At 69.0% G+C, this 17,920-nt stretch carries 18 protein-coding genes; 7 read left to right on the plus strand and 11 right to left on the minus strand.

Features of this window, described 5'->3' with window-relative positions:
* Positions 1-173 precede the first annotated feature (173 nt).
* Genes K2W61_RS13555 through K2W61_RS13565 form a run of 3 tightly spaced genes read left to right on the plus strand, consistent with a single transcriptional unit; the run spans position 174 to position 2,562 of the window.
* Positions 174-521, plus strand: coding sequence for a PepSY domain-containing protein (locus K2W61_RS13555; protein ID WP_175141689.1), 348 nt, complete (start codon positions 174-176; stop codon positions 519-521).
* Positions 521-1,183 carry a response regulator transcription factor gene (locus K2W61_RS13560; RefSeq protein WP_175133591.1) on the plus strand — a complete coding sequence of 221 codons (663 nt, stop codon included), beginning with the start codon at positions 521-523 and terminating at the stop codon, positions 1,181-1,183. Before K2W61_RS13555 ends, K2W61_RS13560 begins: the two co-directional genes overlap by 1 nt.
* Positions 1,180-2,562, plus strand: a complete 1,383-nt coding sequence (locus K2W61_RS13565) for an ATP-binding protein (protein WP_175133592.1) — start codon at positions 1,180-1,182, stop codon at positions 2,560-2,562. The genes K2W61_RS13560 and K2W61_RS13565 overlap by 4 nt, the downstream gene beginning before the upstream one ends.
* Before the next feature lie 28 nt (positions 2,563-2,590).
* Here K2W61_RS13565 and K2W61_RS13570 read toward each other — a convergent pair whose 3' ends face one another.
* The 4 genes from K2W61_RS13570 to K2W61_RS13585 form a co-directional block, all read right to left on the minus strand.
* The gene (locus K2W61_RS13570) at positions 2,591-3,019 is read right to left on the minus strand and encodes a universal stress protein (RefSeq protein ID WP_236755826.1); all 429 of its coding nucleotides are present in this window, start codon (positions 3,017-3,019) and stop codon (positions 2,591-2,593) included.
* A 10-nt stretch (positions 3,020-3,029) separates the two neighbouring features.
* On the minus strand, positions 3,030-3,455 hold the full coding sequence (locus K2W61_RS13575; RefSeq protein WP_236755827.1) for a universal stress protein: 426 nt from the start codon (positions 3,453-3,455) through the stop codon (positions 3,030-3,032).
* 134 nt (positions 3,456-3,589) lie between these two features.
* Positions 3,590-4,393, minus strand: a complete 804-nt coding sequence (murI, locus tag K2W61_RS13580; protein ID WP_175133595.1) for a glutamate racemase — start codon at positions 4,391-4,393, stop codon at positions 3,590-3,592.
* A 57-nt stretch (positions 4,394-4,450) separates the two neighbouring features.
* Complete coding sequence (locus tag K2W61_RS13585) at positions 4,451-5,401, minus strand: LysR family transcriptional regulator (protein WP_175133596.1); 951 nt, start codon at positions 5,399-5,401, stop codon at positions 4,451-4,453.
* A gap of 134 nt (positions 5,402-5,535) precedes the next feature.
* Between K2W61_RS13585 and K2W61_RS13590 the strand changes: the two genes are divergently transcribed.
* From K2W61_RS13590 to K2W61_RS13600, 3 genes are read left to right on the plus strand one after another with little or no spacing between them, the layout of a single operon-like run.
* Entirely contained in the window at positions 5,536-6,114 is a 579-nt protein-coding gene (locus K2W61_RS13590; protein WP_175133597.1) for a chromate transporter, read from the plus strand.
* Positions 6,111-6,635, plus strand: a complete 525-nt coding sequence (locus K2W61_RS13595) for a chromate transporter (RefSeq protein ID WP_175133598.1) — start codon at positions 6,111-6,113, stop codon at positions 6,633-6,635. Before K2W61_RS13590 ends, K2W61_RS13595 begins: the two co-directional genes overlap by 4 nt.
* Positions 6,636-6,667: 32 nt before the next feature.
* Positions 6,668-7,357, plus strand: a complete 690-nt coding sequence (locus K2W61_RS13600) for a DUF1345 domain-containing protein (RefSeq protein ID WP_175133599.1) — start codon at positions 6,668-6,670, stop codon at positions 7,355-7,357.
* 55 nt (positions 7,358-7,412) lie between these two features.
* Here the strand turns inward: K2W61_RS13600 and K2W61_RS13605 are convergent, their stop codons facing one another.
* From K2W61_RS13605 to K2W61_RS13635, 7 genes are all read right to left on the minus strand, one after another.
* Positions 7,413-8,543, minus strand: coding sequence for a methyltransferase (locus tag K2W61_RS13605; RefSeq protein ID WP_175133600.1), 1,131 nt, complete (start codon positions 8,541-8,543; stop codon positions 7,413-7,415).
* A 151-nt stretch (positions 8,544-8,694) separates the two neighbouring features.
* A complete protein-coding gene (locus K2W61_RS13610; protein WP_236755828.1) occupies positions 8,695-10,362 on the minus strand; it encodes an OFA family MFS transporter in 1,668 nt (555 codons plus the stop codon).
* Between the two features lie 147 nt (positions 10,363-10,509).
* Positions 10,510-10,767 carry a formate dehydrogenase subunit delta gene (locus K2W61_RS13615; RefSeq protein ID WP_175133602.1) on the minus strand — a complete coding sequence of 86 codons (258 nt, stop codon included), beginning with the start codon at positions 10,765-10,767 and terminating at the stop codon, positions 10,510-10,512.
* An 18-nt stretch (positions 10,768-10,785) separates the two neighbouring features.
* Positions 10,786-11,616 (minus strand): formate dehydrogenase accessory sulfurtransferase FdhD, encoded by an 831-nt coding sequence (fdhD, locus tag K2W61_RS13620; protein WP_175133603.1) that lies wholly within the window; start codon positions 11,614-11,616, stop codon positions 10,786-10,788.
* 20 nt (positions 11,617-11,636) lie between these two features.
* Positions 11,637-14,513: a formate dehydrogenase subunit alpha gene (gene fdhF / locus K2W61_RS13625; RefSeq protein ID WP_175133604.1), complete on the minus strand. Its 2,877-nt coding sequence runs from the start codon at positions 14,511-14,513 to the stop codon at positions 11,637-11,639.
* Between the two features lie 13 nt (positions 14,514-14,526).
* The gene (locus tag K2W61_RS13630; RefSeq protein WP_236755829.1) at positions 14,527-16,098 is read right to left on the minus strand and encodes a formate dehydrogenase beta subunit; all 1,572 of its coding nucleotides are present in this window, start codon (positions 16,096-16,098) and stop codon (positions 14,527-14,529) included.
* Positions 16,095-16,652: a formate dehydrogenase subunit gamma gene (locus K2W61_RS13635; protein ID WP_236755830.1), complete on the minus strand. Its 558-nt coding sequence runs from the start codon at positions 16,650-16,652 to the stop codon at positions 16,095-16,097. Before K2W61_RS13635 ends, K2W61_RS13630 begins: the two co-directional genes overlap by 4 nt.
* Positions 16,653-16,812: 160 nt before the next feature.
* Here K2W61_RS13635 and K2W61_RS13640 point away from each other — a divergent pair, with 160 nt between their 5' ends.
* Complete coding sequence (locus K2W61_RS13640; RefSeq protein ID WP_175133607.1) at positions 16,813-17,889, plus strand: substrate-binding domain-containing protein; 1,077 nt, start codon at positions 16,813-16,815, stop codon at positions 17,887-17,889.
* The last annotated feature ends 31 nt before the right edge of the window (positions 17,890-17,920 follow it).

Below are 17,920 nucleotides of genomic sequence, written 5' to 3' on the forward strand. Positions count from 1 at the left end.
CGTCAGGCCGTGGATCGGCCATGACGTCATTATTCGGGGGGGCGCATGAACCCGTTCTGAAGGGCGCGTTCACCCGAGGTTCATGTTTGACGCGCTATAAATGGGGCGCTTGCACACCCTGTTTTTCCCCCGCGCGCCGGGTTACCCTGACGTGACCGTCCCATAGAATGCCCATGACCGCACGCTCTCGTATCGCAATCTGGCTGACCGGCCTGGCACTGGCGCTGGGGCTGGCCGTGGGGCCGGGCGCCGGACAGGCCGACGAGCGCGATCACGACCGGGCCCGCGAGGCCCTGCAGGCGGGCAAGGTGCTGCCGCTGCGGTCGGTGCTGGACATCGTCGAACGGGATTTCCCCGGCCAGGTGGTCAAGGTGGAATTCGAAGAGGACGATGGCCTGTTCCTGTACGAAATCCGCCTGCTGCAGCCCGGCGGCAGCCTGGTCAAGCTCAAGATCGACGCGCGCGACGGCAGGGTGCTGGGCATGAAGGGGCGCGACATCCAATTCCGGAACCGACACTGATGCGCATACTTGTCGTCGAAGACGAACCGACCCTGGCCTCGCAACTGGCCGAGGCGCTGCGCCACGCCGGCTATACCGTCGATACCGCGGCGGACGGCGGCACCGCCCACTACCTGGGCGAGGTCGAGACCTACGAAGTGGTGGTGCTGGACCTGGGCCTGCCGGTGATGGACGGCCTGACGGTGCTCAAGCAGTGGCGCGCGGCCGGGCGCGGCATGCCGGTGCTGATCCTGACCGCGCGCGCCAACTGGCACGAGAAGGTCGCCGGCATCGACGCCGGCGCCGATGACTACCTCACCAAGCCCTTCCACATGGAGGAACTGCTGGCGCGCGTGCGGGCGCTGCTGCGCCGATACAGCACCCATGCCAGCGCGCAATGGCGCTGCGGTCCGCTGATGCTCGATACGCGGCTGGCGCGGGCCACCGTCGATGGCGTGCCGCTGAACCTCACCAGCCACGAGTTCAAGGTGCTGGCCGTGCTGATGCAGCACGCCGGCGAAGTCGTGTCACGCAGCGAACTGATCGAGCACATCTACGCCCAGGACCACGATCGCGATTCCAACACCATCGACGTATTCATCGGCCGCCTGCGCAAGAAGCTGCCGGCCGACACCATCGAGACCGTGCGCGGACTCGGCTACCGGCTCACCTGTCCGCCATGACCTCGCCGCGCGCACCGGGGTCGCTGCGCTGGCGCATGCTGGCCGGCACGCTTGCCTGGATCGCGGCGATCATCGTGCTGGCCGGATGGGGACTGGGCAGCCTGTTCCGCCAGCACATCGCCGAACAGTTGCGGGCCGAACTGGCGCTGCACATGAACCAGTTGACGGCGGCGGTCAGCGTGGCGCCGGACGGCCGCCCCACGGTGGCCTCGCCGCTGAGCGATCCGCGTCTGGAGCAGCCGCTGTCGGGGCTGTATTGGCAGATCGACCGCCTCGATGACCAGGGGCGCGTGGTGGCCGCCGGGGTGGCGCGCTCGCGCTCGCTGTGGGATCAGGTGTTGGCGCTGCCCGCGGCCGACAATGCCGATGGCCTTCATGACATCGTCGGTCCCGAGAAGCACCGCCTGAGCGCGGTGACGCGCCTGCTCAAGCCGGAGGACAGCAACGCCGGCACGCTGCGGCTGGTGGTGGCCGCCGACCGCGCGGTGCTGGCCGAGCCGATCGAACGCTTCGATCACATGCTGTTGCTGTCGCTGGGCGCGCTGGCGGCCGGCCTGGTGGCGGCGGCGGTGGTGCAGGTGGTGGTGGGGCTGCGGCCGCTGGGGCGGCTGCGGCGTCAGTTGGCCGCACAGCAGGGCCGCAACAGTGTGCGGATAGAGGGCCGCTTTCCCAGCGAGATCCAGCCGCTGGTCGATGATTTCAACCGGGTATTGGCGGTCAACGCCGACATCGTGCAACGCGCGCGGACCCAGGCCGGCAACCTGGCGCACGCGGTCAAGACGCCGCTGACCATCATGGGCAATGCGGCGGCGGGCGAGGACGGCGCCTTCGCCCGCCTGGTGCGCGAACAGGTGGCGATGGCGCTGCGCCAGATCGATTACCATCTGGCGCGCGCGCGGGCCGCGGCCGCCTCGGGCACGGCGGGCGGGCGCACGCCGCTGCGGGCGCCGGTGCAGGCGCTGTTGCGGGTCATGCAGCGCTTGTATGCGGCGCGCGGGCTGGCGCTGGAGATGGACGAATTCCCTGCCGGGCTCGAATTTCGCGGCGAGGAGCAGGATCTGCAGGAGATGGTCGGCAACCTGCTCGACAACGCCTGCAAGTGGGCGGCGCGGCGCGTGCGGATCGGCGCCGGGGCGGCCGCGCCGGACCGCCTGCGGATCGTGATCGACGACGACGGCCCGGGCATCGCCGAGGACGAGCGCGAACGCATCTTCGAGCGTGGCGTGCGCATGGACGAGCAGCGTCCCGGCTCCGGCCTGGGGCTGGACATCGTGCGCGATCTGGCCGGCACCTACGGCGGCGAGGTCAGCGCCGGGCAGTCGCCGCTGGGCGGGCTGCGCGTGACGCTGACCCTGCCGGCATTGCCGGCCAGCGCCTAACGGGCCGGCCCGCGCCCGCCGGCGGGGTTCAGCGCACCAGCGTCACCGGCACCTCGGCCAACTGCACCACCTGGTTGGCGACCGAGCCGATCAGCATGCCGGCCAGCGCGCCGTGGCCGCGCGTGCCCATGACGATGCGGGCGCAATGGTGGTCCCGCGCGTAGGCCTGGATCTCCATCGCCGGGTTGCCGAACTCGACATGGCAGGTGTGGTCGGTGCCGGTCACTTCGAGCAGCTTGCGGGCCGCGTCGGCGGCCTGCCGGCCTTCGCGTTCGTAGTATTCGTCGATCATGTCCTGGGTGACCAGGCGCGACAGGCCGGCGCGGCCGTGCGGCGGCGTCTGCACATTGAGCAGGTGGACGCGCGCCGCGGGCGCGCCCTGGGCCAGCTGGCGCGCATGCAGCACGGCGCGATTGGCATTGTCGGAACCGTCGACGGGGACGAGGATGTTCAGCATGGCGGCTCCTTTACTTGACCAGGGTGACGGGCAGTTCCGTCAGGTGCAGGATTTTGGTGGCCACCGAGCCCATGAACAGCGAAGCCACCGAGCCCAGGCCGCGCGTGCCCATGTAGATCTCGTCGGCATCGATCTCGTCGGCGACGCGCGCGATGGTCTCGGCCACCGCGCCGGTTTCGATGCGCGAGGTGAACGGCACGCCGGCCGCTGTCAGCAGCGCGCGGGCCTCGCCCAGCGCGGCTTCGCCTTCTTCCTGGTGATAGGCGTCGATATCGGCCTGCGACAGGCCGCGGCCGATCTTGCCGGCCAGCAGCGGGATCTGCACGGTCAGCAGCGCCACCTGTTCGACGGGATCGTAGCTGCGCGCCTCGAGCATGGCGCGCACGGCGTGGACGGCATGCTGCGAGCCATCCACCGGGATCAGAATGCGTTTCATCGACGTCTCCTTGTTGTCCGCGAGCGCGCGGCGGCCCGTTCCTGGCGGCGCCGCGACAACTCCACTGTACGCAATTATTCCGCCGGGCGGGGGCCGGCGGGATGCGCGCAATCAAAGGAAGCGGGATTGGCCGGTCAACACCAGTCGGCGGGCACCTGCGCGGCCGCGGCCGGCAGGTCCAGCAACAAGGCGGCCATGCGGCCGAGCCGGGCGGCATCGCCGGTGGTCAGCAGTTCCACGGCGCCGGCGCCCGCGGCCGCCAACCGGCCGTGCTGCTGCAATTGGTGGCGCAGGCGCCGCGCCACCGGCCCGCCGGTCTCCAGCAAGGGCACCGCCGGGCCTGCCGCCGCCTGGATCGCGTCGTGCAGGAACGGGAAATGGGTACAGCCCAGCACCAGGGTATCCGCGCCCTGGGCCAGCAGTTCGCGCACCGGCTCCTGCGCCACGCGGGCGGCGGCCGCGCCATGGATGTCGCCGCGCTCCACCTGCAGTACCCATTCGGGGCAGGGGCGAAAGAGGATGCGGATCTCGGGCGCCTCGCGTTGCACCAGGGCCGCGAACTTGGCGCTGGCGAGCGTGCCGGTGGTGGCGAACACGCCCACCACGCCGCTGCGCGTCAGGTGCGCGGCCGGCTTGATGGCCGGTTCCACGCCGATGATGACCAGTCCGGGATGGCGGGCGCGCAGCGCGGCGATGGCGGCGGCGGTGGCGGTATTGCAGGCGACCACCATGGCCTTGGCCTGGCGCGACACCAGGTAATCGGCGATGGCCAGCGCGCGCTGCCGCACGTATTCCGGCGTTTTCTCGCCATAAGGCACGTGGGCGGAATCGGCCACGTACAGCAGGTGTTCGCGCGGCAGGGTCTGGCCGATGGCGCGCAGCACGCTCAGCCCGCCGACGCCGGAGTCATATACACCTATGGGAGCGAGGTCCTGCATGGGATGCGGTAAAGACAGGAAAAGGCGCCCAGTGTAGCGCCGCCGCGCCAGGGAAACTCAGCCGCGCGCGCGCGGCGGCTGCTTGAGCGCGTCCCCGGCCGCCGCGCGATGCGCCCGCACTTCCTCGATCAAGCGGCGGATCGCGCCGCTGAGCGGCGCGTCGCGCCAGATCAAGGTCAGCGGCGCGCGCATGGCCACGGGGCCGGTGACATTGACGTACACCACGCCTTCGATGTTGACCCGGCGCAGCGAGGCCGGCACCAGCGACACCCCCAGGCCAGCCGCCACCAGGCTGAGGGTGGACAGCATGCGTGGCGCTTCCTGCGCCACCCGCGGGCTGAAGCCGGCGGCGCGGCAGGCGGAGATGATGGCGTCGTAGAGCCCGGGGCCGCTGTGGCGGCGATACAGGATCAACGATTCCTCGGCCAGTTCGGCCAGCGCGATGCGCTTGCGCGGGCGCCCCTTGACCATGGGATGGTCGGCCGGAAAGGCCGCCAGCATGCTTTCCTCCAGCACGGTCTCCACCGCCACGCCGCGGTCGACGCCATGGGCGCCGCGCACGAAGGCCACGTCGACACGGCCGTCGCGCACGGCTTGCATCAGTTCGCCCGTGCTGCTTTCTTCCAGCACCAGCCGCACCTGCGGCGCGCTCTCGCGAAAGCGCCGGATCACCGAGGGCACGAAAGGGTGGAACGCCGCCGAGCCGGTAAAGCCGACGGTCAGCCGGCCGGCCTCGCCCAACGACACGCGCCGCACGCCGTCGACCGCCTGATCGACCAGCGCCAGGATGCTGCGGGCATCGGCCAGCAGGGCATGGCCGCTTTCGGTCAGCTCCATGCCGCGCGGCAGGCGGTGGAACAGCGTGACGCCCAGTTCCTGTTCCAGCACGCGGATCTGCTGGCTCAGGGGCGGCTGGCGAATGCCCAGGCGGGCGGCGGCCTTGGTCAAGTGGGATTCCTCGGCCACCGCGAGGAAGTAGCGCAACAGCCGCAGGTCGACGGATGCCATATGTAATGGATATGTTTGTTTAAGCAGTCATATATTAGACATTATCTGATCGCGGGAGTAGGCTGCGAGCTGTCCTTATCCCCCCGGCGCTGGCGCGTCGGCGCCTCCCGACCGGCCGCCGCGGCCGCACCACCATGAACGCAGCAGCACCTGATTCCCCCGACGCCGCGACCCGGCCGCCCCCCACTTGCGGGCAATTGTTCTCCGGATTCCTCATGCTCGGCCTGACCGCTTTCGGCGGCGCGCTGCCCCTGGCGCGCCGCATGGTGGTGGAAAAGCACCGCTGGCTGTCCGGCTCCGAATTCTCCGACCTGCTGGGCCTGTGCCAGTTCCTGCCGGGCGGCAACATCATCAACCTGTCGGTGGCCCTGGGCATGAAGTTCCGTGGCCCGCGCGGCGCCTTCGCGGCGCTGATGGGCCTGATCCTGGCGCCTTCGGCCATCGTGGTGCTGCTGGGCATGGTCTATGACCGCTTCCAGAACGATCCCCACATCCAGCACTTGTTCGCCGGACTGGCCGCCGCCGCCGCGGGCCTGCTGATTTCGATGGCGGTCAAGGTCGGGGTGCCGGTGTTCAAGCGCCGCGACTGGCTGGCCGGCCTGGTGGCCACCGCCTGTTTCATCGCCATCGCGGTGTTGCGCGTTCCGCTGCTGCCGACCATGGCGGTGCTGACGCCCCTGAGCATCCTGCTGGTCTGGAGGCAACGTCGATGATGCAGACGCTGATCTCCCTGGCCATCATCTTCTCGCAACTGTCGGTGCTGGCGTTCGGCGGCGGCAACACCATCCTGCCCGAAATGCAGCGGCAGGTCGTGGACGTGCACGGCTGGATGACCGCCGCCGATTTCTCCGCGCTGTTCGCCCTGGGCCAGGCGGCGCCCGGCCCCAACCTGATGGTGGTCACGCTGGTCGGCTGGCATGTGGCCGGCTGGGCCGGCATGCTGGTGACCACGCTGGCCAAGTTCGGGCCGTCATCGCTCATCACCATCATCGCGCTGGGTTTGTGGGAACGCTTCAAGGACCGGCCCTGGCGCGGCGTGATCCAGGCCGGGATCTTCCCCATGACGGTGGGCCTGGTGGCCGCCAGCGCCGCGCTGATCACCGAGGCGTCGGCCCACACCTGGCTGCTGGGGGCGATCACGGCGGTGGTGGCGCTGCTGGGCAGCTTCACCCGCATCCACCCGCTATGGCTGTTGTTCGGCGGGGCGCTGGTGGGATTGCTCGCGATCGGTTAGCGTGAAGGCTCCTGCCACGCTGGGAGTCCGCCATGAAGCTGCCGCTCAAGGAGCCGGAGATCGAATCGTCGCCCGCCGAGGTCGCCGCGCTTCCGTTCTACCACGCGCACCGGCGGCTGGTGTTGTGCGGCGCGCTGTTCGTGGTGCTGGCCGGAGTGCTGTGGCGCGTCGGGCTGTCGCCCAGCCGCGCCGGCCTGCTGGCCTTCGATGTGGCGGCGCTGCTATTCCTGCTGCTGACGGGGGCCGCCTTCGGCAAGGCCACGCCGGCCATGATGCGGGTCCGCGCGCAGCAGGTCGACGTCGGGCGCACGGCCGTGCTCTGGAGCAGCGTGGCGCTGTCATGCCTGGTGATGGTGGCGCTTTGGACCGAGCTGCGCGCGGCCGGCGGCCTCGAGGGCGTGGCCGACCTGGTGGCTGCCGCGGTCAGCATCGTGCTGTCGTGGCTCTACCTGAACATGATCTTCGCGCTGCATTACGCGCACGGCTATTACAGCCACCGCAACGCCATGCACAAGGGCCTGGACTTTCCGGGCAAGGAAGATCCCGACTATTGGGACTTCGCCTATTTCGCCCTGGTGCTGGGCATGACGTTCCAGGTGTCGGATGTGCAGATCGTCAGCCGCCGGGTGCGGCGCACGGCGCTGGTGCACAGCGTGATCGCGTTCTTCTTCAACGTCTTCATCATCGCCATCAGCGTCAACGTGGCTGCGGGGCGGGCCTGAGGCCATGGCCTCAGGCCACGGCCGGCGGCCGCCCGCCGGCCTGGGCGGGCGGCGTTCAGGCCGCTGCCAGCCGCCACAGCGACGTGACTTCCTTCGAGCGCGCCGCGTGCAGCGGGTCGCTGGGGTCCTTGGCGCGGCCGTGCGTGGGCCGCGTGTCGATGCGCTCCACCACGCGCAGGCCGGCCTGCTGGATCATGTCCAGCAATTGCTCGCGCGTGCGCAGGCCCAGATGCTCGGCCAGGTCCGACAGGATCAGCCAGCCCTCGCCGTTGGGCGTCAGGTGCGCCGTCAGGCCATTGAGGAAGCCGCGCAGCATGCGGCTGTCGGGGTCGTAGACGGCGTGCTCGACGGGCGAGCTGGGACGGGCCGGCAGCCACGGCGGATTGCAGACGGCCAGCGACACCCGGCCCTCGGGGAACAGGTCGGCCTGCACCACCTCGACCTGCCTGGACAGCCCCAGACGCTCCAGGTTGTCGCGGGCGCAGGCCAGCGCGCGCGGCTCCGTGTCGGTGGCGATGACGCGCTTGCCGCCGCGGCGCGCCAGCACGGCCGCCAGCACGCCGGTGCCGGTGCCGATATCGAACGCCACGCTGCCGCGCGGCATCGGGGTGCGCGCCACCAGATCGATGTACTCGCCGCGCACCGGCGAAAACACGCCGTAGTGCGGGTGGATGCGGTTGTCCAGCGCGGGAATCTCGATGCCTTTCCTGCGCCATTCGAAGGCGCCGATCAGGCCCAGCAGTTCACGCAGCGAGGCCACGTACGGTTCGTGCGCGGGGCCGTGGGCCGCTTCGCAGGCTTGCCGCGCATCCGGCGCGCGGCGTAGCGAAATGCCATGCCCGGCGTCGAATGGAATCAGCAGCATGCCGAGGATGCGGGCGCGCTGCGACTGGATCTGACGGTGTTGGTTGAAGGCCTCCAACATCGTCTCGACCGGCTTGCGCGGGCGCTTGTCGACCCGGCGCGTCATGGCCTGCAGCAATTGGCGCGCGTTCTGGAAGTCGCCGCGCCACAGCAGGCCGACGCCTTCGCAGGCCAGGCGATAGGCCGCGTCCGCCGTGGTGCGGTCGTCGGCCAGCACCACGCGCTTGGGCGGGGTGGCGCCGGATTCCGAGCGCCAGCGGGCGGTATGGCGGGTCTGGTCGGGGCCGTCGCCCTCCGTCCAATGCAGTTCAGGCGGGGTCAACGGAGCGCTCCGGCGAAGGCGGGCATCAGGGGCAGGGCGAACATGAGGGGGGAAATCCTGGGGAAGAAAAACAAAGGGCGCGGGCTGCCAATGTAGCAGCTTCGCGCCCCGGGGGCGGCGGACGGCGCCGCCGCCGCCCGTCCGGCCGGACTCAGTGGAACAGGACCACTGCCTTTTGCAGGGTGATCCAGATGCCCCAGGCCAGCGGGATGCCGACGCAGGCCCAGGCGAACAGCACCAGCACGGCCGGCGTGCGGAAAGTCGAGGCGCCCACGCCGTGGGTTTCGGCGGCGACGGCGCGTTCGTGGGCCAAGGCCTTTTCGCGCGCCAATTCCTCATCGTTCATGAAGTACTTGGGATTGACCGGACGGATCGCCAGGTTGCAGAGGAAGCCCAGCACCAGCATGCCCGCCAGGATGTACATGGTGATGTCGTACACCTGCGCCCGCGGCACGCCCATGGACAACTGGTATTCGCGGATGTAGTTGACCAGCACCGGGCCGAAGATGCCGGCCGCCGACCACGCCGTCAGCAGGCGGCCATGGATGGCGCCGACCATCTGCGTGCCGAACAGGTCCGCCAGGTAGGCCGGCACCGTGGCGAAGCCGCCGCCATACATCGACAGGATGACGCAGAAGGCCGCCACGAACAGCGCCAGCGCGCCCATGTGCGCAGTCCAGGGAATGGCGGCGTACAGCACGAAGCCGAGCACGAAGAAGATCAGGTAGGTCATCTTGCGGCCGAGCTTGTCCGACAGGCTGGCCCAGAAGAAGCGGCCGCCGATGTTGAACAGGCTGAGCAGCCCGGTGAAGCCCGCGGCGATGGCGGCGATGGCGGCCAACTGGTCTTTGTCGAGCTGGCCGTAGCCCAGCTCCGGCTTGTTGATCAGACCGCCGCCGAACACCTCTTGCAGCAGCGGCGAGGCCATGCCCAGGATGCCGATGCCGGCGGTCACGTTCAGGCACAGCACCAGCCACACCAGCCAGAACTGCGGCACGCCCCAGACCCGTGTCACATGCACGTGGCCCTTGGTGATCATGACGTTGTTGGCATGCTTGGCCGGCGCGGTCCAGCCTTCCGGCTTCCAGCCGGTGGGCGGCACGCGATAGCCGAGCGCGCCCGACATCATGAAGATGAAGTACACCAGCGCCATGCTCAGGAAGGTCTGCCACACGCCTGGCGAGGTGGGCGTGGCGAAGTGGCGCATCAGCAGGTCGGCCAGCGGCGCGCCGATCATGGCGCCGCCGCCGAAGCCCATGATGGCCATGCCGGTCGCCATGCCGCGGCGGTCGGGGAACCATTTGATCAGCGTGCTGACCGGCGAGATGTAGCCCAGGCCCAGGCCGATGCCGCCGATGACGCCGGAGCCCAGCCACAGCATCCACATCTGGTGCAGGTAGACGCCGAAGGCCGAAATCACCAGGCCGCCGCACCAGCACAATGCCGACACCACGCCGGCCTTGCGCGGACCGGCGCGTTCCAGCCAGCCGCCCCACAGCGCCGCCGAGCAGCCCAGCAGCACGAAGAACAGCGTGTACATCCACCCCATGGTGGAGATCTTCCAGTCGCAACTGGTGGTGAACAGCTCGGCGGCCAGGCTCATGTCGGCCGGGCAGGCCAGCGGCTTGGCGCCGCCGATGGCCTTGGACAACGGCAGCCAGAACACCGAGAAGCCATAGGCCATGCCGATGCACAGGTGGATGGCCAGGGCGGCCGGGGGTACCAGCCAGCGGGAAAAACCCGGCCCGGCGATGGTGCGTTCCTTGTCCAGGAAGCCAGGCTTGGCGCCGGGCAGGTCTAGCGTTGCAGTGCTTTCCATGAGGTCTCCTCGGGGTGCGGCTTTATAGCGTGCGTTGGCTGGAGAAATCCAGTCCCGCCGTCTCTTGTTGAACCCTTTGCTGCGGTAAAGCTTGCTGCGCCCGCGTGCCGTTGCCGGCTCGCGGATCGGCGCGGGCGTGGCGGCCGGTCAGGGCACGCGGGCCCGCGGCGTCAGCCGTTCGCGGTTTTGCGTGACGGCCTCCAGAACCAGCGGATGCAATTGTTCCTGGCCGGCGTCGCCATCGGGCTGGCGCGCCAGGAAGTCCAGCAGCTCGTTGCGCATGCGGGGCTCCCAGAATTTATGAATATGGTTGGCCACGCCTTCGATCGCTTCCGGCCTTACCGGCATGGCTTCGAAGAATTGGCCGATGCGGTTGGCCATGCGGATCAGATTGCCGATTTCCATGCGTGTGTCGGGTCCGGTCTAGGAGGTGATGCGTTCAGGGTGGGAATACAGGGTGGCGTCATCGTCGCGCAGAAAACCCAGCAGCGCGATGCCGGCGCTGTCGGCCAGGCGCACGGCCAGCGCGGTCGGCGCCGAGACTGCCGCCAGCACACCGACGCCGGCGGCGGCGGTTTTCTGCACCATCTCGAAACTGGCGCGGCTCGACACCAGCGCCATGCCGCCCGTGGCGGGCAAGGCCTGGCGCGCCAGTGCGCCGATCAGCTTGTCGAGCGCGTTGTGGCGGCCCACGTCCTCGCGCACCAGGGCCACCGCGCCGCTGGCGTCGGCCCAGCCGGCGGCGTGGGTGGCGCCCGTCAGGTCATGCAGCGCCTGGCGTGCGCGCATGGCGCGCATCGCCCGCAGCACCGCGCCTACCGGCAGCGGCGCGCCGGCCGGTACGGGCGCCACCGGCCGCAGCACCTCGGGCAGCGTCTCCACGCCGCACAGTCCGCAGCCGGTGCGTCCGGCCATGGCGCGGCGGCGCGATTTCAGGCGCGCCTCGCAGGCGCTGGAAATCTCGATCTGCACCACGATGCCGTCGCATTGCGGCAGCACATCGATGCCGCGCACGTCGGCGAGGCGGTCGATGATGCCTTCGGACAGCGAAAAGCCGACGGCGAAGTCCTCCAGGTCGGCGGGCGTGGCCAGCATGGTGGCGTGGCTGATGCCGTTGAACTCCAGCGCCACCGGCGTTTCCTCGGCCAGGCGATCGGCTTCGGCGCCGGGCACGATGGCGCCGGCCCGCACACGGGTCACCTGGGCCGCCGCGTAGTCGGGGCGGGAGGGCGGGGGAGGGGCGCTGTGGTCCATGGCGGGCTCGGCTGTCGGGGTTATTTCCCCGAGGTCACGGCTTCGCTTTCGCGCGAGCGTTCACGCAGCAGCTTCTGCTGGATGTCCGCGAAGCGCGACCATTGCCGTTGCCATTCCGACGGCTGGGACACGCGCGTGACCTGCACGGCCGTGACCTTGTACTCGGGGCAGTTGGTGGCCCAGTCGGAACTGTCGGTGGTGACGACGTTGGCGCCGGACTCCGGGAAGTGGAAGGTGGTATATACCACGCCCGGCTGCACCCGGTCGGTCAGGGTCGCGCGCAGCACCGTTTCGCCCGCGCGGCTCTGGATGCCGACCCAATCGCCTTCATTGACGCCGCGGTCCTCGGCATCCTGCGGATGGATCTCCAGCACATCCTCGCTATGCCACATGACGTTGGGTGTGCGGCGGGTCTGCGCGCCCACGTTGTATTGCGACAGGATGCGGCCGGTGGTCAGCAACAGCGGGAAGCGGCGCGTGCTGCGTTCGTCGGTCGGCACATACTTGGTGATCATGAACTTGCCCTTGCCGCGCACGAAGCTGTCGATGTGCATGATCGGCGTGCCCTCGGGCGCGTCGTCGTTGCAGGGCCATTGCAGGCTGCCGAGCTTGTCCAGCTTGTCGTAGCTGACGCCGCTGAAGGTCGGCGTCAGGCGCGCGATTTCTTCCATGATCTCGCGCGGATGGCGGTAGTTCATGGGGTAGCCCAGCGCGTTGGACAGCGCCACGGTCACTTCCCAGTCGGACTTGCCGTTCTTCGGTTCCATCACCTTGCGCACGCGCGAGATGCGGCGCTCGGCGTTGGTGAAGGTGCCGTCCTTTTCCAGGAACGACGATCCCGGCAGGAACACATGCGCGTACTTGGCGGTCTCGTTCAGGAACAGATCCTGCACCACGATGCATTCCATGGCCGCCAGCGAGGCCGCCACGTGCTGCGTGTTGGGATCGGACTGCACGATGTCCTCGCCCTGGCAGTACAGGCCCTTGAAGGTGCCGCCCAGCGCGGCCTCGAACATGTTGGGAATGCGCAGGCCGGGCTCGGGTTGCAGCGTCACGCCCCAGTCCCGCTCGAACTGCGCCCGCACCGAGTCGTCGGAGATGTGGCGGTACCCCGGCAGTTCGTGCGGGAACGAGCCCATGTCGCACGAACCCTGCACGTTGTTCTGGCCGCGCAGCGGGTTCACGCCCACGCCTTCGCGGCCGACGTTGCCGGTGGCCATGGCCAGGTTGGCGATCGCCATCACGGTAGTCGAGCCCTGGCTGTGCTCGGTCACGCCCAGGCCGTAGTAGATCGAGCCGTTGCCGCCAGTGGCGAACAGGCGCGCCGCGCCGCGCACCGCCTGGGCTGGCACGCCGGTGATCTCGGCCATGGCCTCGGGCGAGTTCTCGGGCAGCGACACGAAGTCGCGCCATTCCTGGAAGGCCTTGGCCTCGCAGCGCTCGGCCACATAGGCCTCGTCGATCAGGCCTTCGGTGGCGATCACGTGGGCCATTGACGACAGCAGCGCGGTGTTGGTGCCGGGCCGCACCTGCAGGTGGAAGTCGGCCTTGATGTGCGGCGAGCTCACCAGTTCGATGCGGCGCGGGTCGATCACGATCAGCCGCGCGCCCTGACGCAGGCGGCGCTTCAGGCGCGAGGCGAACACCGGGTGGCCGCTGGACGGGTTGGCGCCCATGACGATCACCACGTCGGTGTGCATCACCGAGTCGAAGGTCTGGGTGCCAGCGGATTCACCGAGGGTCTGCTTCAGGCCGTAGCCGGTGGGCGAATGGCAGACGCGGGCGCAGGTGTCGACGTTGTTGGTGCCGAAGGCGGCGCGCACCAGCTTCTGCACCAGCCAGGTTTCTTCGTTGGTGCAGCGCGACGAGGTGATGCCGCCGACCGCGTCGCGGCCGTACTGGCCCTGGATGCGGCGGAATTCCGAGGCGGCATAGTCGATCGCCTCTTCCCACGACACTTCCTTCCAGGAGTCGGTGATGTGCTTGCGGATCATCGGCTTGAGCACGCGTTCCTTGTGGGTCGCGTAGCCCCAGGCGAAACGGCCCTTGACGCAGGAGTGGCCGCGGTTGGCCTGGCCGTCCTTCCACGGCACCATGCGCACCACTTCCTGGCCCTTCATCTCGGCCTTGAAGCCGCAGCCCACGCCGCAATAGGCACAGGTGGTGACCACCGAATGCTCGGCCTGGCCCATCATGATGACGGTCTTTTCCTGCAGGGTGGAGGTCGGACAGGCCTGCACGCAGGCGCCGCAGGACACGCATTCGCTGTCCAGGAACGGCTGGTCCTGCCCCGGCGACACGCGCGACTCGAAGCCCTTGCCGGAAATGGTCAGCGCGAAGGTGCCCTGGGTTTCCTCGCAGGCGCGCACGCAGCGGTTGCAGACGATGCACTTGGACGGGTCATAGGTGAAGTACGGGTTGGATTCGTCTTTTTCGCTCTTGAGGTGGTTGGCGCCGTCGTAGCCGTAGCGCACGTTGCGCAGGCCCACCACGCCGGCCATGTCCTGCAACTCGCAGTCGCCATTGGCCGGACAGGTCAGGCAGTCCAGCGGGTGGTCGGAGATGTACAGCTCCATCACGCCGCGCCGCAGGTCGTGCAGCTTGGGCGTTTCGGTAAAGACCACCATGCCGTTCTCGGCCGGCGTGGTGCACGAGGCGGGATAGCCGCGGCGGCCCTCGATCTGCACCAGGCACAGGCGGCAAGAGCCGAACGGCTCCAGGCTGTCGGTGGCGCACAGCTTGGGGATGTTGATGCCGGCCTCGGCGGCCGCGCGCATCAGCGAGGTGCCCTCGGCCACGGTGATCTCCTGGCCGTCGATGGTCAGGGTGACGGTTTTTTCGGACACCCGCGCCGGGGTGCCCAGATCGCGGTCGCGCTTGATGACGGTTTCTAGCATGGCGGTCTCGGATTCAGGCGGGGTGGGCGGCGGATTGCGAGGACTCGATGCCGAAGTCCTGCGGGAAGTGGTTCAGCGCCGACAGCACCGGGTAGGGCGCCATGCCCCCCAGCGCGCACAGCGATCCGCCCAGCATGGTGTCGCACAGGTCGCGCAGCAGATGCACCTGCTGTTCGCGTCCCGGGCCGCCGGCGGCGATCTTGTCGATGGTTTCCACGCCGCGGGTCGAACCGATGCGACAGGGCGTGCACTTGCCACAGGACTCGATGGCGCAGAATTCCATGGCATAGCGCGCCATGCGCGCCATGTCGACGCTGTCGTCGAACGCCACCAGGCCGCCGTGGCCGATCATGGCCGAGATCTGCACATAGGCCTCGTAGTCCAGCGGCACGTCCCACTGCGATTCCGGCAGGTAGGCGCCGAGCGGGCCGCCGACCTGCACCGCGCGCAGCGGCCGGCCCGAGGCGCTGCCGCCGCCGAAGGTGTACAGCAGGTCGCGCAGGCTCAGGCCGAAGGCTTTTTCCACCAGCCCGCCCCGCTTGAGGTTGCCGGCCAGCTGGAACGGCAGCGTGCCATGCGAGCGGCCCACGCCATAGTCGCGGTAATAGGCCGCGCCCTTGGCCAGGATGATCGGCACGGAGGCCAGCGAGATCACGTTGTTGATCACGGTGGGCTTGCCGAACAGGCCCGAGATTGCCGGCAGCGGCGGCTTGGCGCGCACCACGCCGCGCTTGCCCTCGATGCTTTCGAGCAGCGAGGTTTCCTCGCCACAGATATAGGCGCCGGCGCCCTTGCGCACTTCCAGGTCGAAGCGGCGGCCGCTGCCGTGCACGTCGTCGCCCAGCCAGCCGACACTGCGCGCGCGTTCGATGGCGGCTTCGAGCGTGGCGATGGCGTGCGGGTACTCGGAGCGCACGTAGATATAGCCGTAGGTCGCGCCCACCGCCAGGCCGGCGATGGTCATGCCCTCGATCAGCACGTAGGGGTCGCCTTCCATCAGCAGGCGGTCGGCGAAGGTGCCTGAATCGCCCTCGTCGGCGTTGCAGACGATGTATTTGCGGTCGGCCGGCGAGCCCAGCACGGTCTGCCACTTGATGCCGGTGGGGAAGGCCGCGCCGCCGCGCCCGCGCAGGCCCGAGCTGATCATCTCCTGGACAATGGCGGCCGGCTCCATGGCCAGCGCGCGCTTCAGGCCCTGCAGGCCGCCGTGCGCGGCGTAGTCCTGCAGCGACAGCGGATCGATCACGCCGACGCGGGCGAAGGTCAGGCGTTCCTGCTGCTTGAGATAGGGGATTTCCTCGGTCAGGCCCTGGCGCAGCGGGTGGTCGCCGCCGCCGAGCCAGCCGGCGTCGAACAGCGCCGGCACGTCCTCGGGCTGCACCGGACCGTAGGCCAGGCGGCCTTCGGGCGTGGCGATCTCCACCAGCGGTTCCAGCCACAGCAGGCCGCGCGAACCGTTGCGCACCACCTGCACGGCCAGGCCGCGTTCATCGGCGGCCAGCTCGATGGCGGCGGCCACGGCATCGGCGTCCATGGCCAGCGCCGCGGCGTCGCGCGGCACGTAGATCAGGGTAGGGGCGGTCATTGGCCGGCCTCCCGGACGCGATGCAGCAGGCGGTCGAGCTTGGCCGGCGTGACGCGGGCATGCGGCTGGCCATCCAGCATCACCGCCGGCGACTGGGCGCACAGGCCCAGGCAGTACACCGGCTCCAGCGTGAAGTCGCCATCGCGCGTGCTGGCGTGGAAATCACAGCCCAGCGCCTGGCGCGCGTGGTCGGCCAGTTGTTCGCCGCCCATCGCCTGGCAGGATTCGGCGCGGCACACTTCCAGGGTATGACGGCCGGCGGGTTCGCTGCGGAAATGCGGATAGAAGGTGATAACGCCGTGGACCTCGGCGCGGGACAGGTTCAGGGCCTCGGCGATGGTCTGCACCGCCTCGGCCGGAATACAGCCCAGTTCATGCTGCACCGCATGCAGCACCGGCAGCAGGGGGCCGGGCTGGTCTTGCAGGCGGGCCAGGATGCGGGCGGTAACCGCCACCGCGGGGCGGGCGGACGCCTGGGCGGCGTCCAGGGCCAAGGCGCCGCCACGGGCGCCGCCGGTGGAAGCCAGATCGGATTTTGCCTCGCGCTGACGCATGGCGGTCTCCTCCAGTAGTGCTGGGACCCCGTAGGGAGGGGGTTCTGTTGCGATGGGGCGTCAGGTCGATTTATATGAAAAGAAAAACATATTAATTTCCTGCGCCCTGCGTTATTTGTGTACTCTAAACAGGTAATTAATCGCCTTCAATAAGAAATAAATGACATATAAGTTCCGACTCGGTCTGCGGCCGCAATGGACGTTGGGTGGAGACGACGGGGCGCCGGTGCCGCTGCAGGACATGCTGGCGCTGCTGGCCGCCATTGATGCCACCGGCAATATCGCTGGCGCCTGTCGCGCCTGCGATCTGTCATACCGCCACGCCTGGGGCGTGCTGCGGCGGTTCGAAGGCATCTTCGGCACCCAATTGCTGATCACCAACCGCCGCCAGGGCACGCAGCTGTCGCCGTTCGCGCAGCGCCTGCTGTGGGCCAACCGCCGCATCGAGGCGCGGCTGATGCCCACGCTCGACAGCATGGCGTCCGAACTGCAGGAGGAATTGGCGCGGCTGCTGCCCGAAAACGGCCCCCATCTGCGGCTGCACGCCAGCCACGGTTTCGCGGTCGAGTCCCTGATGGAACACATGGGCGGGCGCAAGCCCGGGCTGGAACTGCGCTACCGCACCGCGATCGAGGCGCTGGCCTCGCTTGAACGGCACGAGTGCGACCTGGCCGGCTTCCAGGTGCCGCTGGGCGACTTCGAGGCGCCCATCATGGACCGCTACGCACAGTGGCTGCACGCAGACGAATACCTGCTGATCCACCTGGCGGTGCGCAATACCGGACTGTTCGTCATGGCCGGCAACCCCAAGCGCATCGCCGGCATGGCCGATCTGGCACGCCAGGACGTGCGCTTCGTCAACCGCCAGATCGGCTCCAGCACCCGCTACCTGGTCAGCCTGATGCTGCAGCGCGCCGGGGTTTCGATCAGCGAGGTGCAGGGTTATGAAACCAACGAATTCACTCACATGGCGATCGCCGCGCACATCGCCAGCGGCATGGCCGACACGGGCGTTGGCGTGGAGACCGCCGCCTGCCGTTTCGGCCTGGACTTCATTCCGCTGGTGCGCGAGCGCTATTTCTTCGCCATCCGCAAGGGCGCGCTGGAAACCCCCGCCATGCAGGACCTGCTGTCCATCATGCGCAGCCCCGACTACGTCGGTTATGTCGGCCAATTGGTCGGCTACGACGCCCGCGACACCGGTCGGCTGCAGACCCTGGAAGAGGCTTTCGCCTGAGCGCGCGGCCGCGGGCGCCGGGCTATGATGT

The organism is Achromobacter pulmonis (genome assembly GCF_021733725.1).
Taxonomy (GTDB): Bacteria; Pseudomonadota; Gammaproteobacteria; order Burkholderiales; family Burkholderiaceae_B; genus Achromobacter; species Achromobacter pulmonis.

What these genes read in the sequence shown, in the direction of transcription:
- K2W61_RS13635 (WP_236755830.1), bottom strand. Translation starts at nt 16,652, where the DNA reads ATGCGTCAGCGCGAGGCAAAATCCGATCTGGCTTCCACCGGCGGCGCC.
- K2W61_RS13610 (WP_236755828.1), bottom strand. Translation starts at nt 10,362, where the DNA reads ATGGAAAGCACTGCAACGCTAGACCTGCCCGGCGCCAAGCCTGGCTTC.
- fdhF (WP_175133604.1), bottom strand. Translation starts at nt 14,513, where the DNA reads ATGCTAGAAACCGTCATCAAGCGCGACCGCGATCTGGGCACCCCGGCG.
- K2W61_RS13630 (WP_236755829.1), bottom strand. Translation starts at nt 16,098, where the DNA reads ATGACCGCCCCTACCCTGATCTACGTGCCGCGCGACGCCGCGGCGCTG.
- K2W61_RS13560 (WP_175133591.1), top strand. Translation starts at nt 521, where the DNA reads ATGCGCATACTTGTCGTCGAAGACGAACCGACCCTGGCCTCGCAACTG.
- K2W61_RS13590 (WP_175133597.1), top strand. Translation starts at nt 5,536, where the DNA reads ATGAACGCAGCAGCACCTGATTCCCCCGACGCCGCGACCCGGCCGCCC.
- murI (WP_175133595.1), bottom strand. Translation starts at nt 4,393, where the DNA reads ATGCAGGACCTCGCTCCCATAGGTGTATATGACTCCGGCGTCGGCGGG.
- K2W61_RS13565 (WP_175133592.1), top strand. Translation starts at nt 1,180, where the DNA reads ATGACCTCGCCGCGCGCACCGGGGTCGCTGCGCTGGCGCATGCTGGCC.
- K2W61_RS13555 (WP_175141689.1), top strand. Translation starts at nt 174, where the DNA reads ATGACCGCACGCTCTCGTATCGCAATCTGGCTGACCGGCCTGGCACTG.
- fdhD (WP_175133603.1), bottom strand. Translation starts at nt 11,616, where the DNA reads ATGGACCACAGCGCCCCTCCCCCGCCCTCCCGCCCCGACTACGCGGCG.
- K2W61_RS13575 (WP_236755827.1), bottom strand. Translation starts at nt 3,455, where the DNA reads ATGAAACGCATTCTGATCCCGGTGGATGGCTCGCAGCATGCCGTCCAC.
- K2W61_RS13615 (WP_175133602.1), bottom strand. Translation starts at nt 10,767, where the DNA reads ATGGAAATCGGCAATCTGATCCGCATGGCCAACCGCATCGGCCAATTC.
- K2W61_RS13640 (WP_175133607.1), top strand. Translation starts at nt 16,813, where the DNA reads ATGACATATAAGTTCCGACTCGGTCTGCGGCCGCAATGGACGTTGGGT.
- K2W61_RS13585 (WP_175133596.1), bottom strand. Translation starts at nt 5,401, where the DNA reads ATGGCATCCGTCGACCTGCGGCTGTTGCGCTACTTCCTCGCGGTGGCC.
- K2W61_RS13600 (WP_175133599.1), top strand. Translation starts at nt 6,668, where the DNA reads ATGAAGCTGCCGCTCAAGGAGCCGGAGATCGAATCGTCGCCCGCCGAG.
- K2W61_RS13570 (WP_236755826.1), bottom strand. Translation starts at nt 3,019, where the DNA reads ATGCTGAACATCCTCGTCCCCGTCGACGGTTCCGACAATGCCAATCGC.
- K2W61_RS13595 (WP_175133598.1), top strand. Translation starts at nt 6,111, where the DNA reads ATGATGCAGACGCTGATCTCCCTGGCCATCATCTTCTCGCAACTGTCG.